The 15,379-nt window shown below is 33.9% G+C and carries 11 protein-coding genes, 1 tRNA gene and 2 pseudogenes; 4 read left to right on the forward strand and 10 right to left on the reverse strand.

The features are described from left to right. Positions 1-113: 113 nt before the first annotated feature. The 5 genes and pseudogenes from ACQ9BO_RS00790 to ACQ9BO_RS00810 form a co-directional block, all read right to left on the reverse strand. Positions 114-187, reverse strand: a tRNA-Ile gene (locus ACQ9BO_RS00790). A gap of 148 nt (positions 188-335) precedes the next feature. Next, a pseudogene (gene mce / locus ACQ9BO_RS00795) lies at positions 336-738 on the reverse strand (methylmalonyl-CoA epimerase). A gap of 10 nt (positions 739-748) precedes the next feature. Further along, complete coding sequence (locus ACQ9BO_RS00800; RefSeq protein ID WP_431243273.1) at positions 749-3,010, reverse strand: hypothetical protein; 2,262 nt, start codon at positions 3,008-3,010, stop codon at positions 749-751. A gap of 54 nt (positions 3,011-3,064) precedes the next feature. Further along, positions 3,065-3,361 carry a hypothetical protein gene (locus ACQ9BO_RS00805; RefSeq protein ID WP_431243274.1) on the reverse strand — a complete coding sequence of 99 codons (297 nt, stop codon included), beginning with the start codon at positions 3,359-3,361 and terminating at the stop codon, positions 3,065-3,067. Beyond that, on the reverse strand, positions 3,340-3,939 hold the full coding sequence (locus ACQ9BO_RS00810) for a hypothetical protein (RefSeq protein WP_431243275.1): 600 nt from the start codon (positions 3,937-3,939) through the stop codon (positions 3,340-3,342). Before ACQ9BO_RS00810 ends, ACQ9BO_RS00805 begins: the two co-directional genes overlap by 22 nt. Before the next feature lie 283 nt (positions 3,940-4,222). Here ACQ9BO_RS00810 and ACQ9BO_RS00815 point away from each other — a divergent pair, with 283 nt between their 5' ends. Then, on the forward strand, positions 4,223-5,917 hold the full coding sequence (locus ACQ9BO_RS00815; RefSeq protein ID WP_431243276.1) for an Ig-like domain-containing protein: 1,695 nt from the start codon (positions 4,223-4,225) through the stop codon (positions 5,915-5,917). Here the strand turns inward: ACQ9BO_RS00815 and ACQ9BO_RS00820 are convergent. Continuing rightward, a complete protein-coding gene (locus ACQ9BO_RS00820) occupies positions 5,907-6,674 on the reverse strand; it encodes an amidohydrolase (protein ID WP_431243277.1) in 768 nt (255 codons plus the stop codon). The two genes, ACQ9BO_RS00815 and ACQ9BO_RS00820, sit on opposite strands and share 11 nt — an antisense overlap. Positions 6,675-6,710: 36 nt before the next feature. Further along, a complete protein-coding gene (locus ACQ9BO_RS00825) occupies positions 6,711-7,487 on the reverse strand; it encodes a DeoR/GlpR family DNA-binding transcription regulator (RefSeq protein WP_431243278.1) in 777 nt (258 codons plus the stop codon). Positions 7,488-7,631: 144 nt separating this feature from the next. On the opposite strand from ACQ9BO_RS00825, the gene ACQ9BO_RS00830 reads away from it, so the two are divergent. Together ACQ9BO_RS00830 and ACQ9BO_RS00835 are read left to right on the forward strand one after the other, a co-directional pair. Further along, on the forward strand, positions 7,632-8,876 hold the full coding sequence (locus ACQ9BO_RS00830; protein ID WP_431243279.1) for a beta-N-acetylhexosaminidase: 1,245 nt from the start codon (positions 7,632-7,634) through the stop codon (positions 8,874-8,876). Continuing rightward, a complete protein-coding gene (locus ACQ9BO_RS00835) occupies positions 8,866-9,927 on the forward strand; it encodes a family 20 glycosylhydrolase (protein WP_431243280.1) in 1,062 nt (353 codons plus the stop codon). The genes ACQ9BO_RS00830 and ACQ9BO_RS00835 overlap by 11 nt, the downstream gene beginning before the upstream one ends. A 56-nt stretch (positions 9,928-9,983) precedes the next feature. On the opposite strand, the gene ACQ9BO_RS00840 is transcribed toward ACQ9BO_RS00835, so the two are convergent. From ACQ9BO_RS00840 to ACQ9BO_RS00850, 3 genes and pseudogenes are all read right to left on the reverse strand, one after another. After that, the gene (locus ACQ9BO_RS00840) at positions 9,984-10,730 is read right to left on the reverse strand and encodes a succinate dehydrogenase/fumarate reductase iron-sulfur subunit (protein WP_431243281.1); all 747 of its coding nucleotides are present in this window, start codon (positions 10,728-10,730) and stop codon (positions 9,984-9,986) included. Between the two features lie 95 nt (positions 10,731-10,825). After that, positions 10,826-12,828 (reverse strand): annotated as a pseudogene (locus tag ACQ9BO_RS00845) (fumarate reductase/succinate dehydrogenase flavoprotein subunit). A gap of 11 nt (positions 12,829-12,839) precedes the next feature. Continuing rightward, complete coding sequence (locus ACQ9BO_RS00850) at positions 12,840-13,505, reverse strand: succinate dehydrogenase cytochrome b subunit (protein ID WP_431243282.1); 666 nt, start codon at positions 13,503-13,505, stop codon at positions 12,840-12,842. Between the two features lie 334 nt (positions 13,506-13,839). On the opposite strand from ACQ9BO_RS00850, the gene ACQ9BO_RS00855 reads away from it, so the two are divergent. After that, the gene (locus ACQ9BO_RS00855) at positions 13,840-15,201 is read left to right on the forward strand and encodes a hydroxymethylglutaryl-CoA synthase family protein (RefSeq protein ID WP_431243283.1); all 1,362 of its coding nucleotides are present in this window, start codon (positions 13,840-13,842) and stop codon (positions 15,199-15,201) included. The last annotated feature ends 178 nt before the right edge of the window (positions 15,202-15,379 follow it).

Raw genomic sequence — 15,379 nt, forward strand, 5'->3', positions numbered from 1 at the left:
CAAGCCTTAATAATAAAGAGCTTCACTCGACAAATGTAGAAGATTTTTACAAAAATACAACCCTAAAAACAAAAAAAGCTTCATAAAAATTTTATGAAGCTTTTATTCTAATGTGGTCCCACCTGGGCTCGAACCAGGGACCACCTGATTATGAGTCAGGTGCTCTAACCAGCTGAGCTATAGGACCGGTTTAGAGGATGCAATATTACTACTATTTTTCATTCACTCCAAATATTTTAAGACATCATTTGTATTTAATTTTCAAAACTTTCCTCAATGTTTAAAAACGAAATTGATTTTCAATGCCTTATTTAAAAATAAAAATGATATTTTTTTCATCTAATTTCCTGACAAAGCTCAACTAAAACGCCATTTGTGTTTTTTGGATGAAGAAAAACCACCAATTTATTGTCAGCTCCTTTCTTCGGAACTTCATTGATAAGCACAAAACCTTCCTTTTTCAAACGGATAATTTCCGCTTCAATATCATCAACATCAAAAGCGATGTGATGAATTCCTTCTCCTTTTTTTCCAAAAATTTTGCAATCGGGCTTTCTGGATTTGTCGCCACTAAAAGTTCAATTTTATTATTTCCTGTTTGAAAAAAGAAGTCAGCACACCTTCGCTTTCTACCGCTTCCATTTTATAAGAAGGAACACCTAGCATTTTTTCGAATAATACATTCGCATCATCCATATTTTTTACTGCAATCCCAATATGCTCTATTTTATTTACCATCGTCTTAAATTTATTGACTCACATATCTATTAAAGTAACCGCATTCTGCAATTACATCTTGATAATAATTGGTATCCGAATACTCTTTTCTTAAAGTCTTAAAAGAATTCCACGCGATAAAATTAATTTTATCATCTTGAATTTCCCAGTAATTATTAATGTCATTGTATTTTTTATTGTAATAATCGTTTCGTTCGCATTTTGAAATCAGGTACAAACATTTTGCTTTTTGTTCTTTATTTGAAGCCGCTTCAAAAGCTTTTTGATAATACATTTTTGAAACCGAATTATCTGTAATCATTCCCTTCATTGAATTCCTAAACGAATAAGGACTCGAGCCATAACCAACTATGCTGATTTCATAAAAAGTTCTTCCGTTTCCAAAATGAGAAATATTATAAAATGCATTTCCCAACAACAAACTGTTCGTATAAACATCTTCCTTTTTTGCCAATTTATCCTGCATTTCTTTGATCGTCATTAAGAAATCCATTTGAGAATATTTCTTTTTTTGATACGCCACATGATCGCAATCATGACAATCTTTTATATTTCCGTTAAACGGATTTCCTAAAAACTTATAATACTGAACCGAATCTGTCTGTTTCATAAATTCAATAGCTTCAGGAATTTTATTTTTGAAAGTAGCCTGAACAGCCTGGAAATTATTAATGTCTTTCAGTTTCAAACTATAAATCCCTGCTCCAATTTTCTCGATTTCCGTTTTATTGGATTTTTCCAAAAACGACTTTATGTCTAATAAATTCTTCTCATTATCATAAAATGAGTTTCCGTCATTCCAATAACTATATCGAGATTCTCCAAAAATTTCAGCCATCACTAAATTTCCTTTTTCTCTGTAAAGTGTTGACAAATAACTTCTGCTCCACGATGAAGCATTTTGATAACGAAATTCCCCTTCTTTATAAGTTTTTGGAAGTTCATAGTAAAGCCAATTCAAATCGGCCAAAACTGTTTTGACATTTGAATCTGTCACTTTATCAATTTTGCTCAAATTATTTACAAAACGTAGAATTCGAATTTGAAATCCTGCCAATTCTGTTTTTGGAAGTGTTTTTTCGGCTCTATCAAAACTTTTATCTGCATTTGCATAATCACCTTTCAACGTTTGAAGATAACCTAAAGATAAATCCCACAAATATGGTTTTTGCGTATTTCCTGCATTTGAAATTTTAGTTATCAAAGCAAATGCTTCAGCATTAAGTTTAGCTAGATTTTCTGTTTTATTTTCAGCGACAGTTTGAACTTTCATTGGAGCATTTTCTCCTCCGTCTTGCTTAAACGAATTATTTAACGCTTGTTCTTGCTTATTTACTAATCGAGTCGCGAGATAATTCAAATGCTCACTTTTTGGATCTAACTCATAAATCTTTTCGATGGCTTGTTTTTCGTCTTTGTAATAGCCATGAATTGCCCAAAGTGCCGCTTTTTGCTTATTATCTTTTGCCATTGCCAAAGATTTCGTCCAATCTGATTCATTTTTGGGACGAAAACTATAGGCAGTCACCACTCGCAATTCTGGACATTTATCAAAAACCTGCGCATATAAATAATTGGAAACAGCATATTTTTTCTGTTTATAATTGATTCCCGCAACGTACGAAAGCGCTCTATAATACAGAACATTTTTTGGAACAGAGCTTTCGGTTTTATTAAAAAAGTCAATTGCTTTTTGTTTGTCATTACTATAAAAACGGGCTTTCATCGTCAAAAACCAGTAACGGTTTTTCAAAAACGGATCAGAATTCGTATTGTAAACATTCTCAATCGACTGAATCATTTTTGCATCATTGAACGTTTTTGCCACAACAGGCTCATAACTCCAATAATCATTATTAATAGAAACTGTTTCTATTTTTTGTGCCAAATACAAAAACTCAACGAAAGCCTTTATTTTATCATCTTTCAGATTTAATTTTTTGGCCCATTTTAGAGAAGTTTTATTCTCTTTTTTATTCTTGTAAAAAGCATGAAGAGTCGCAATCTCTTCTTTGTTTTTGATCACATTTTTATCGTCCGAATAATATCTTGGCTTTTCATCTCCAATCAAAAAATAATTCACCGACGTGGTATCGGCTTTTCCTTTTAAATAAGAAGCCCAATCAGATTTTATATTTTTATTAAATCTGGAATTATGTTCGGTATCAAAATCGATTCCGTAAAAAATAGAACCCGACAAAAACAATGGTGAATACGATTTATCGGCAAAAGTTTCTGGCGTAAAATTCGAATTATACCCAAAAAATCCCAATCGTCTCCGCCGGCGCAAGCATAAATAACGCCATAAATCGAAAGTAGGCCAATACTAAAAGTAAGAAACAGTTTCTTTGAAAATATTCTTTTCATAATTATTTAAATTGAATTCGTCTAAATCGTAAAATATAATTTCTTTTGGAGGTTGCATGCTGTTTTCGCTCAAATCTTCGGCCATTTCTTTTAAATCGTTTGGCGAAATTGCTTCAATTTTGAGCAAGTCATTTTCTTCATAATAAACTCCATTTTTGTAATTGGATTGCTTGACTTTAAAAAACATCGGACTTGCTTGCTGAAAATTTTTGTCTTTTCTAAGTTCTGCAAAATTTAATTTTGATCGAAGTCCCAAAACCTTTTTTCCCGAATATGAATTGCCCAAGAATATATTGGAAGCGCATAATCCAAATGAAGCGGATATTTTTTTAAGCTTTTAAGATATTTTTCCGAAATCTTTCGATCATAAATTGAGTTTAGAGAATCTGTCGCAATACTTCCCATATTGTAAAACATCAAAACACCAGAATCGACATTTGGTGTTTTGGTTTTCTTGAAATACTTGACTTGATGCAATCGAATTGTAGCCGAAAGTTTTTTCTGCGAAAGTTTCTTAACTTGTTCAATAAAGTGAAGATAATTCTCTTTGCTTTTTAATGTCCAATCACAATCAATCTGAATTTGTGTGCAGTTTATTTTATTTCCTGAATTAATTTCATTGATCAAGCGAATGGTCTTTTTTGCCAAATCCTCAACATCAAGATTTGGTTTGAGCATAACTTTGTTTTGAATAAAAACTACTGGAACAACTTCAAAATGTTGCATATTTTCCTTGAAGTGAATTGGACTTACAGGAAACGGAATTTGTGTTTCTGGATGCAATCCAATATCGAAGTACCGAATATAAAGTTTACGAACATTGTTGTCTTTCAAAACTTCTTTTTCTGTTTCTGAAAATTTCAGGTCAGTTTTCCAATAATAAAAAGCGATTGCGGGCTGGTCATTTTTACTGCAGGCGGTCAGCAAAAGAAAGAATGAAATCCAAAAAAACCTTTTTAACAAAACTAAGCAATATTACATTTTCAAACCAAAAGTAAGAAAATATTACCATAAAAAAGTAGAAAAATCAAAATTTGCAAATCCTAATAAATAGATAAAAAATTTCAATTAAAGCAATAATAATCGTTATTTTGTGCAATCAAATTCAAAAACGATTATGTTGAAAAACACTCTGAAATACATTTCACTTTTATTGGTATTTTTAATGATGAGCTGTGCCAAAAGAGGCAGTATTACAGGCGGGTTAAAAGACACAATTCCTCCAACACTGGTTTCAAGTTATCCGAAAAATTTTAGCACTAATTTTAAAGAAACTGAAATCAAATTGGTATTTGACGAATATGTGAAGCTGAAAAACTTAAACAAACAGCTGATTATTTCGCCTCCAATGAAGCATGAGCCGCTTATTCTTCCAACAAATGCGAGCAAATTTATCACCATAAAAATCAAAGACACTTTACAGCCAAATACAACTTACAGCATAAATTTTGGCCAAAGTCTTGCGGACAACAACGAAGGAAATGCTATCAATCAATTTAAGTACGTTTTTTCGACGGGATCCTATATCGATTCGCTTTCTGTAAAAGGAATTATCAAAGATTCTTATGAAAAATATGTTGATAATTTTGTTTCCGTTATGCTTTATGAGGTAAATGACAAATACAAAGATTCGACTATTTATAAAGAATTTCCGCGATACATTACAAACACTTTGGACAGTTTGCGCACCTTTCAATTAGAAAACCTAAAAGCAGGAAAATATCTTTTAGTTGCTATGAAAGACAAATCAAACAACAATAAATTTAATCCAAAAGATGACAAAATTGGTTTTATAAAACATCCAATCACCGTTCCGAATGACACTATTTTTGAATTGGAATTATTTAAGGAAACTTTGCCTTTAAAAACATTCAAACCAATTCAGGCATCTGGAAATAGATTATATCTTCCGTATGACGGAAAACAGAATTTCAAGGTTTTAAAACCAAAAATTACGCTTAAAAATCATTCTGAAACTCTGGAAACAATCGTAACGCAATTCCCTAAAAAAGATTCGTTGCAAATTTGGTACAAACCAATAAAAACCGATTCGCTTTCATTAGAAGTCAATGCCGAAAAATACAACAAGAAATTCGCTTTCAAAATCAAAGACCTCAAAAAAGACACGCTGAATATCAAGCCGGTTCAAAATGGCGTGCTTAATTTTAGAGAACGATTTACGCTTGAATCAGAAACGCCTTTGGTAAAATTTGACAATACAAAAATTGCCTTAGTCAACAAAGATTCTGTTGCAGTGAAATTTACTACTGAATATGATGAATTTGAGCAGAAATTATATTTCGATTTCAAAAAAGAGCCTTTAGAAAAATACCGTTTCACGTTATTGCCAGGCGCCTTAACCGATTTTTATGACAAAACGAACGATACTTTGTCTTATAAATTAACAACCAAAGAACTGGAAGATTACGGGAATTTAGTTTTGAATTTACAGAATGTGAAGCGCTTCCCAATTATTGTTGAAATCACCAACAAAAAAGGCGACAAAGTATTAGCCAGCGCTTATTCTGAAGGTGAAACCAAAATCGAGTTCAACTTGGTAGAGCCCGAGGCATTTTCGGTACGCGTTATTTATGATGACAACAAAAACAAAATGTACGACACTGGAGATTTCCTAACCAAAACCTATGCTGAGGAAGTTTTTTATTTTCAAAAAGAAGTCGATGTTCGATCCAATTGGGATGTCGATCAGCCAATTGATTTAAGCATTCCTTTTAGTCCGGAAGTCGAGAAAAAACAGACAAGAAAAAACAAAAAGAAGCCGAAAAGAAACGTAAAGCCTTCTAGAGTTTAACTTCAAAAACATCTTGATCACTTAAAAAATCAAGTTTTTTTCGAGTTTCCATCATTTTATCTTTATCTAATTCAACCACAAAAACACCAGCTGTTTCTTGTGGTTCAAGAATATAATGCCCTAGAAAATCAACTACCTGCGAGTGGCCAATGTGTTCATAATTATTGGCATCAAGACCAAGTCTGTTAACGCCAATCGTATAGCTTAAATTTTCAATTGCGCGCGCTTTAAGCAAGGCATCCCACGCATTTGTGCGCACTTTTGGCCAATTGGCTACATATAAAAGTAAATCGTAGTTTTCAGCATTTCGGGCAAAAACCGGAAATCTCAAATCATAACAAACCTGAAGGCAAATTTTCCAATCTAAATAATTTACAATTACCTTTTCGGTTCCTGCGGTATAAAATTGATTTTCTCCTGCCAATGTAAACAAATGGCGCTTATTATAATATTGCACTTCTCCCGACGGAAAAACAAACAACATTCGATTATAATATTTTCCATTTTCTGCAATAACGACGCTTCCTGTTATAGCCGCGTTTTTTTGTTTTGCTTTCAATTTCATCCAAGCAATCGTTTCGCCTTGCATTGTTTCCGCAACTTCGGAAGCATTCATTGTAAATCCAGTCGAAAACATTTCAGGAAGCACGATCAGATTTACTTCTGAAGTGATTTCATTAATTTTCGAGTCGAAATTTTCTCGGTTTTTAGAAGCATTCTCCCAAAAAAGATCGGTTTGGATTAAAGCAATTTTCATTTTTATATTGGTATAAAAGTCAAAAACAGTTTCAAATTAGATTACAACTAAGTTTGGAACAGCTTTTTTATAAGGTCGCAATTTTTCGTGAGTAGGTTCTTCTTCGGTAATTACATAATTAACGTCAGACAAACTCGCAATTTTCATTTTAAGAACTGTATTCAGTTTTTCAGTAATAGTTAAAACTGCAGTTTTCTTTGAAGCCTGAATCATTGCTTTTTTCACTTGAACCGTTTCCCAATCAGAATCCGAATAACCACCATCTACATCTAAAGCATTTGTTCCTAAAACCAAAAGATCAGCTTTTATGTTGGCTAACTGATGAAAAGTTTCTCCGCTTATACACATTTGGCTATAAGAAGAAATGCTTCCGCCAATCATAATGGTTTTAATATTCGGTTTATCCAAAAGCTGTACCGCCGTTAAAGCAGTAATCGTAAAAACAGTCAAATTAAGATCATTCGGAATCAAACGGATAAATTCTCGAATCGTAGTTCCGCCATCTACAACCAAAACCATTCCGTCATGAAGAAGACTAACGGCTTTTTGTGCAATAACCTGTTTTGCTTCAACCGCATAAGTTTGATTCGATGAAGAATAGTGATATCCTTTAGTCATTGCACCACCTTTTACTTTAATCAAAAGGGATTCAGCGTCTAATTCGTTTATATCACGTCGAACAGTATCTTCAGAAACGCCAAGTTTTGCAGAAAGTGTTTCAAAACTCACACGCGTGTGTAAATTGATTTCTTTCAGAATATGATTTTTGCGTTCTTCTTTGCTGTAATTTAAAACTTCATTTTCAGTACTCATGCCATTTATTTTTTCTACTTACAAAAATAAACAATTCCTTCAATCCAAAAATTGTGTTGCTATAAAAAGTCCAATAATCAAGTTTTCAAACCATTTGCATATCTTTAAAACTTCTTTTTAATAAAAATCTAAAGTTTTTCTCTTATGAAAAAATTGCTTTTTTTATTTTTTGCTCTTTTTTATTTCATCGGAAATTCCCAAAATTTTCAGCAGAACAATTCTATTATTCCTGCTCCAAATTTTTTCAAACTTACTGGAGATAGTATTCGGATAAATGGAAAAGTACAGATTAATTTTAAAAACAAAAATTACAGCAAAAAGGAATTAAAATCAGCTAAAATTTTAGAATCGGCTTTGAACATTTCTGCTCCCTCGAAAAAATCAAATCTTAGAATCGAATTTGACTCAAGCAAAAATCTTTCCTCAAAAGAAGGATATAAAATTGAAATTACTTCAAATAAAATTATGGTCGAAGGACAAGAAGAAGGGCTTTTTTATGCCGTTCAATCTTTGTTGCAACTTCTTCCGAACAAGCCTTCGGGGACAGAAATTAAAATTCCGTGCCTAATCATCGAAGATCAACCCCAATATTCTTACCGAGGCTTGCATTTAGACGTCTGCCGTCATTTTTTCTCTATTAATGTTATAAAAGATTTTATTGCACAAATGTCCAGTTATAAGTTAAACAACTTTCATTGGCACTTGACAGACGATCAAGGCTGGAGAATTGAGATCAAAAAATATCCAAAACTGACAGAAATTGGTTCAAAAAGAAATCAGACCTTAATTGGAAATAAATTTGAAAGAACACCTTTTTTCTTCGACGGAAATCCATACGGAGGATTTTATACTCAAGAAGAAATTAAGGAAGTTGTCAAATTTGCCGAAGATCATTATGTGAATATAATTCCCGAGATCGAAATGCCAGGACATGCTTCGGCGGCAATAACTGCTTATCCAAATCTAGCTTGTTTTCCAGAACGAAATTATAAAGTGGCAGAATCTTGGGGCGTATTTGAGGATGTATTTTGTGCCGGAAAAGACGAAACTTTTACTTTTTTAGAAGATGTTTTGACAGAAGTAATAGCGCTATTTCCAAGCAAGAACATTCATATTGGCGGAGACGAATGCCCAAAAACAAGATGGAAAGCTTGTCCGAATTGCCAAAAAAGAATTAAAGATTTGAGTTTGAAAAACGAACATGAATTACAAAGTTACTTCATCAAGAGAATCGAAAAATTTCTGAATGCCAATGGAAGACAAATTTTTGGCTGGGATGAAATTCTTGAAGGCGGATTGGCACCAAACGTCGCTGTTATGTCTTGGAGAGGAGAATCAGGAGGAATTCATGCAACAGAAACTGAAACATCCCGTTGTAATGACTCCTGAAAACACTGTGTATTTCGATTATAATCAAGGATATTCTCCAAATGAACCGCTTACAGTTGGCAGATTAAGTACTTTGGAAAAAGTTTATAATTATAATCCAACTCCCATTGATAGCTTAAATGTTGAAGAACAAAAATATATTATTGGCGTTCAAGCCAATCTTTGGTCGGAATATTTGACGAATCCAGCAAAATTGAATTATATGCTTTATCCTCGACTATTTGCTTTAGCAGAAATTGCATGGACAGAAACTCCGAATAAAAATTACGACCATTTTGTTCAAAATCAGTTACCATATCATTTAGAAAGGTTAGAAGCAGAAAAAAGAGTCTATAAAGTGCCTTCGCCTTTTGGATCGGAAGAAAAAGCATTAGTTGCATCAAAGTATATTTTAAACCTAAAACCAACCATCAAAAACGGAAGAATATTTTATACAATTGATGGATATAATCCTGATGAAACAGCAAATTTTTACCAAAATCCTGTAACCATAAATATTCCAAAAGGAGAATATCGAATCATCAAAATAATTCAAATCAGCGAGAGCGGCAAAAGAAGTTCCATCAATAAAATCATTGTTCGAAATCCGGATTTAAAACCAGCACTAACAATTCAACCAACGAAAAATGGTTTGAAATATGAATATTTTGCTGGAAACTTTTCTCAAATTCAAGATTTAGACCTTACAAAACCTGTTAATTCTGGAGTTTTGGAAGGCAAAATCAGTGTGGAAAAATGGAAAACGAAATTAGAGCGTTACATCGGCCTAAAATTCGACGGATATATCTTTATTCCAGAAACGGGAAATTATACATTTTCTACGCTTTCTGATGATGGATCAAAGCTTTTTATTGATAATGAGCTCATCGTAAATAATGATGGCATACATTGGATGAATGAAGCTTACGGTGCTGTCAAATTAGAGAAAGGTTTTCACAAACTCAACATCAGCTATTTTGATTTGACTGGCGGTACAATTTTAAATTGTTTTATACAGAAGGAAGACCAGAAGAAAGAAGAAATCAATGCTTCTCAACTTTATAATGAATAGAAAACAAAAAACGCTTCCATTTTTGGAAGCGTTTTTAATATATTAATCGGTTTGAATTATCCTTTTAAACTTGTCGCTAAATACTCACGGTTCATACGTGCGATATTTTCAAGAGAAATTCCTTTAGGACATTCTACTTCGCAAGCTCCAGTATTTGTACAGTTACCAAAACCTTCCAAATCCATTTGGTGAACCATGTTTAATACACGATCCGTTGCTTCAACTTTACCTTGTGGCAATAATGCATATTGAGAAACTTTTGCAGAAACGAATAACATTGCTGAAGAGTTTTTACAAGTTGCAACACAAGCTCCACAACCAATACAAGCAGTAGCATCAAATGATTTATCTGCGTCGTCTTTTGGAACTGGAATCGCATTTGCATCAATTGTATTTCCTGAAGTATTTACAGAAATAAATCCTCCTGCGTGTTGAATTCTGTCAAAAGAACTTCTGTCAACAACTAAATCTTTAATTACTGGGAAAGCTTTTGCTCTAAATGGCTCGATAAAAATCGTGTCACCATCTTTAAACATACGCATGTGCAACTGACAAGTTGTAACACCTCTATCTGGTCCGTGTGCTTCTCCGTTGATGAATAAAGAACACATTCCGCAGATTCCCTCACGACAATCGTGATCAAATGCTACAGGCTCTTCTCCTTTGTTGATTAAACCTTCGTTAAGAACGTCTAACATTTCAAGGAAAGACATGTCTGGTTCGATTCCATCGATAGGATATTCTACAATCCCTCCTTTATCTTGAGCGTTTTTCTGACGCCATATTTTTAATGTAAGTTTCATACCTTTTTCGTTTGAAAGTCATAAAGTCGAAAGTCGAAAGTCGCTTGGCACATTTTGCCTTTTGACTTTAAGACTTTGGGCTTTCGACCAAATTCTTATTTATAACTTCTTTGAACTAATTTAATGTTTTCGTAATTAAGAGGTTCTTTGTGTAATACTGCATCACTTGGTTTTCCTTTGTATTCCCAAGCCGCAACATATGCAAAGTTTTCATCGTCACGAAGTGCTTCTCCTTCTTCTGTCTGGTATTCCTCACGGAAGTGACCTCCACAAGATTCGTTACGGTGTAAAGCATCTTTTGCGAACAACTCTCCTAATTCTAAGAAATCGGCAACACGAGTCGCTTTTTCTAATTCCTGATTAAATTCAAAAGCACTTCCAGGAACTTTTACATCTTTATAAAACTCTTCACGTAAAGCGACAATTTCTTCGATAGCCTCGGTTAAACCTTTAGCATTACGAGCCATACCTACTTTATTCCACATGATTTTTCCAAGTTTTTTATGGAAATAATCTACAGAATGTTTACCGTTGTTGTTGATGAATTTATTGATTTGATCTACAACCGCTTTCTCAGCTTCAACGAATTCTGGCAAATCTGTAGAAATTGGTCCCATTTTAATATCTGGTGCTAAATAATCTCCGATAGTATAAGGTAATACGAAATATCCATCAGCTAAACCTTGCATTAAAGCAGAAGCTCCAAGTCTGTTTGCTCCGTGATCAGAGAAGTTAGACTCTCCAATTGAGAAACATCCAGGAATTGTAGTCATTAAGTTATAATCAACCCAAGTTCCACCCATTGTATAGTGAACCGCTGGGTAAATCATCATTGGTGTTGTGTAAGGATCTTCGTCAACAATTTTCAAGTACATTTGGAATAAGTTTCCATATTTACTTTTCACGATATCAGTTCCTAATTTAGTAACTAAAGCTTTGTCATTTTCATTCAAACCTTTTACGTGAGCTGACTTCTTTTCCGTAACGTTCGATAAGCGTGACGAAATCTAAATAAACAGCTTCACCAGTTTTGTTAACTCCAAAACCAGCATCACATCTTTCTTTAGCCGCACGAGACGCAACGTCACGAGGAACTAAGTTACCAAAAGCAGGATATCTTCTTTCTAAGAAATAATCTCTTTCGTCTTCAGATAAATCAATTGCTTTTTTCTTTCCTTCACGGATTGCCTGAGCATCTTCTAATTTTTTAGGTACCCAAATACGACCGTCATTACGTAAAGATTCAGACATCAAAGTCAATTTAGACTGGTGATCTCCTGAAACCGGAATACATGTTGGGTGAATTTGTGTGTAACAAGGATTTGCGAAAAACGCTCCTTTTTTATGAATTTTCCAAGTCAGCTGTTGCGTTACTTCCCATAGCATTTGTTGAAAGGAAAAACACGTTTCCGTATCCTCCAGAACCAATTACTACCGCGTGAGCAGAATGTCTTTCTATTTTTCCTGTAATTAAGTCACGAGCGATGATACCTCTCGCTTTTCCGTTCACGATTACAATGTCAAGCATTTCGTGACGGTTGTACATTTTAATTTTTCCTCGACCAATCTGACGGTTCATTGCAGAATAAGCTCCTAACAATAATTGCTGTCCAGTTTGTCCTTGTGCGTAGAATGTACGAGAAACCAAAGTTCCTCCAAAAGAACGGTTATCTAAAAGTCCGCCATATTCACGAGCCAATGGCACCCCTTGAGCCACACATTGGTCAATAATGTTAGCAGAAACTTCCGCCAAACGGTGAACGTTTGCCTCACGTGCGCGGTAGTCACCACCTTTTACAGTATCGTAGAACAATCTGTAAACTGAGTCACCGTCACCTTTATAGTTTTTTGCCGCGTTGATACCTCCTTGTGCGGCAATTGAGTGCGCACGACGTGGAGAATCTTGGAAGCAGAATGCTTTTACGTTATATCCTAACTCAGCCAAAGTAGCCGCGACCGAACCTCCAGCCAAACCTGTACCAACAACGATAATATCAAGATTACGTTTGTTAGCAGGGTTTACTAAATTAATATGATCTTTATAATTTGTCCATTTGTCCGCTATAGGACCATTTGGAATTTTTGAATCTAATGCCATTATAATTGATATTAATTATTGAAATGATGAAATAATGCGATAATTATGAAAAGTGCCGGAACCACAACTGCGAACCCGTAACCAACTTTACTTAAAAATCTAGAGTATTTGTTGTGCATTCCCATTGACTGAAGAGAAGATGCAAATCCGTGCCATAAGTGGAAACCTAAAAGTACGAAAGCCACACAATACAATCCTGTACGGATTGGATCATGGAATTTATGAACTAACTCGCCATAATACCTTGTTGCATCTGGTGCTGTTCCTGCTATATACTTGTAAGCAACTTCAGGAAACCAAAAATCATAAAAATGCAATCCTAAGAAAGCCAAAATAACCAATCCAGAAATAATCATATTTCTAGAACTCCAAGAAGCATTAGCGACTCCATTGTATTTTGCATAAGCAATTGGCCTTGCGGCGCTGTTTTGTGCCGTAAGTACAAATCCCATTACGAAATGGAAAATTACTCCGAATGCCAAAATTGGTTGCATTACATACTGAATCAGCGGATTGTATCCCATAAAGTGAGAAGCCTCATTGAAAACATCTTCACTAATAATAGAAATAAAATTTAAGGAAACATGCGGCGCTAAAAACGTGATTAAGAATATTCCCGAAAGAGCCATAGCTACTTTCTTTAAGATGGAAGCATTCAACTGTGCAGATTGTGCCATAAGTGTTAAGTAGTTTGTTTTAAAAAATTACACAAAAATAACTCAATTAACAAAGAACTACAACCATTTCGTTGTTATTTATAATCATTTTAAAATAGACTACGCATACGTATTTTTACGTATAAATTTAGTATGGAAAATCTAAAAAATTGCGTCACAGTCACTTTCTCCTAATTTTAGTACGTATTCAGATTACTAAAAATTTATCATATTGTTATTTTATTCAAAGTTTTGGTTTGTTTTCTTCAAAAGTACCTACTGCACTCAATTTTATTAAAGCAAAAAATTGTCATTCCATAACATAGTTTTACCTTTAGCTACTCAAAAAATAAGAATGAAAACAGGAATTGATGCTATTTCTTTTGATGTAGCGAACATACACTTACCCATAAAAACTTTGGCGATCGCCAGAAATATTGAACCCGAAAAATTAGAAAAAGGTCTTGGATTACTAAAAATGACTTTTCCAGACGTTCATCAGGATGCAGTTGTTTTTGGAGCAAACGCTTTAACCAAACTTATAATCAACAATAAAATTGACTTAAAAGAAATCAGTCGTATATATGTAGGTACCGAAAGCGGTATCGATAGTTCTAAACCAATTGCTTCTTATTTAATCAGTTTAATGGAGCAAAAATTTGGCGAAGATTCATTGGCAGAATGCGATGTTGTAGATTTTACTTTTGCGTGTATTGGCGGAGTTGACGCGATGCAAAACTGTCTTGATTTCGTAAAATTGAATCCGATGAAAAAAGCAATCGTAGTTACTTCTGACTTTGCAAAATATGATTTGAATTCTGGCGGAGAATATACGCAAGGTGCTGGAGCTGTTGCTATGCTGATTACTGCAAACCCAAAAATCATTGCTTTTGATGACAATTGGGCAACAAGCACAAAAGGTGTTTTCGATTTCTTTAAACCATACAGAACTATTGCTAAAGAAGAAATTACAAAAAATGCAAACAACGATTCTTGGTTCGACAATTTAGAAGCCGAAATCGAAATCCACAAAGACCAGCCGGTTTTTGACGGACAATATTCAAATCAATGTTATATGGATCGTACGCGAAATGCGTATTTTTCATTCAAAAAATTAAAAAATACAACTGAGACTTTATACAATACTTGGCACAGTATCGTGATGCATTTACCTTATTCTTTTCAAGGGCGACGAATGTTATCTGAAATTTACGCTTTGGATAGTGCCGAAAAAATTATTGCTGATGATATTGCACCTGCAGATTATCAGGCAAAAATTAAAGAAGTTGCAAAATCTGAAGATTACAGAAGTTTTGTAACCGAGAAATTACAGCCTGCCGAATTAGCTTCTTCTTTGATTGGAAATCTTTACACAGGTTCTATTTTCATGGGATTATTGTCGACTTTGGCTCATTTCTATGATACCAAAAAAGAAGTTGCCGGAACTAAATTCGGTTTCTTAGCTTATGGAAGCGGATCGAAATCAAAAGTTTTTGAAGGAACAATTCAGCCAGAATGGAAATCGGCCTTAGAAAATGTAAAACTTTTTGAAAATTTAGCTGAAAGTGTAGAAATTGATTTCAATACTTACGAAAGTCTTCACAAAAAAGAGCAAAAACAAAGCGTAAGAACTCCTAAAAACGAATGGATTTTAGACCGAATTGAAAAAGAAATTCCTGTTTTGATTGGAGCTAGATATTATAAATGGGTGGATTAAAATTCCATTTTTTTTAATTTTAAATTCCAATAAAAACCGAAGCAAATAGCTTCGGTTTTTTTTATAGGCAACATTTGTCATTCTGAGTAACGAAGAATCTTCTCGAGAAACTCTACAAAGATTGGCGACATTCTAGCCGGAGCTACTTGCGAAGATTCTTCGTTCCTCAGAATGACAA

The sequence above is a fragment of the Flavobacterium sp. P21 genome (genome assembly GCF_050632225.1).
Taxonomy (GTDB): domain Bacteria; phylum Bacteroidota; class Bacteroidia; order Flavobacteriales; family Flavobacteriaceae; genus Flavobacterium.

What these genes read in the sequence shown, in the direction of transcription:
- ACQ9BO_RS00840 (WP_431243281.1), bottom strand. Translation starts at nt 10,730, where the DNA reads ATGAAACTTACATTAAAAATATGGCGTCAGAAAAACGCTCAAGATAAA.
- ACQ9BO_RS00850 (WP_431243282.1), bottom strand. Translation starts at nt 13,505, where the DNA reads ATGGCACAATCTGCACAGTTGAATGCTTCCATCTTAAAGAAAGTAGCT.
- ACQ9BO_RS00835 (WP_431243280.1), top strand. Translation starts at nt 8,866, where the DNA reads ATGACTCCTGAAAACACTGTGTATTTCGATTATAATCAAGGATATTCT.
- ACQ9BO_RS00815 (WP_431243276.1), top strand. Translation starts at nt 4,223, where the DNA reads ATGTTGAAAAACACTCTGAAATACATTTCACTTTTATTGGTATTTTTA.
- ACQ9BO_RS00855 (WP_431243283.1), top strand. Translation starts at nt 13,840, where the DNA reads ATGAAAACAGGAATTGATGCTATTTCTTTTGATGTAGCGAACATACAC.
- ACQ9BO_RS00820 (WP_431243277.1), bottom strand. Translation starts at nt 6,674, where the DNA reads ATGAAAATTGCTTTAATCCAAACCGATCTTTTTTGGGAGAATGCTTCT.
- ACQ9BO_RS00825 (WP_431243278.1), bottom strand. Translation starts at nt 7,487, where the DNA reads ATGAGTACTGAAAATGAAGTTTTAAATTACAGCAAAGAAGAACGCAAA.
- ACQ9BO_RS00830 (WP_431243279.1), top strand. Translation starts at nt 7,632, where the DNA reads ATGAAAAAATTGCTTTTTTTATTTTTTGCTCTTTTTTATTTCATCGGA.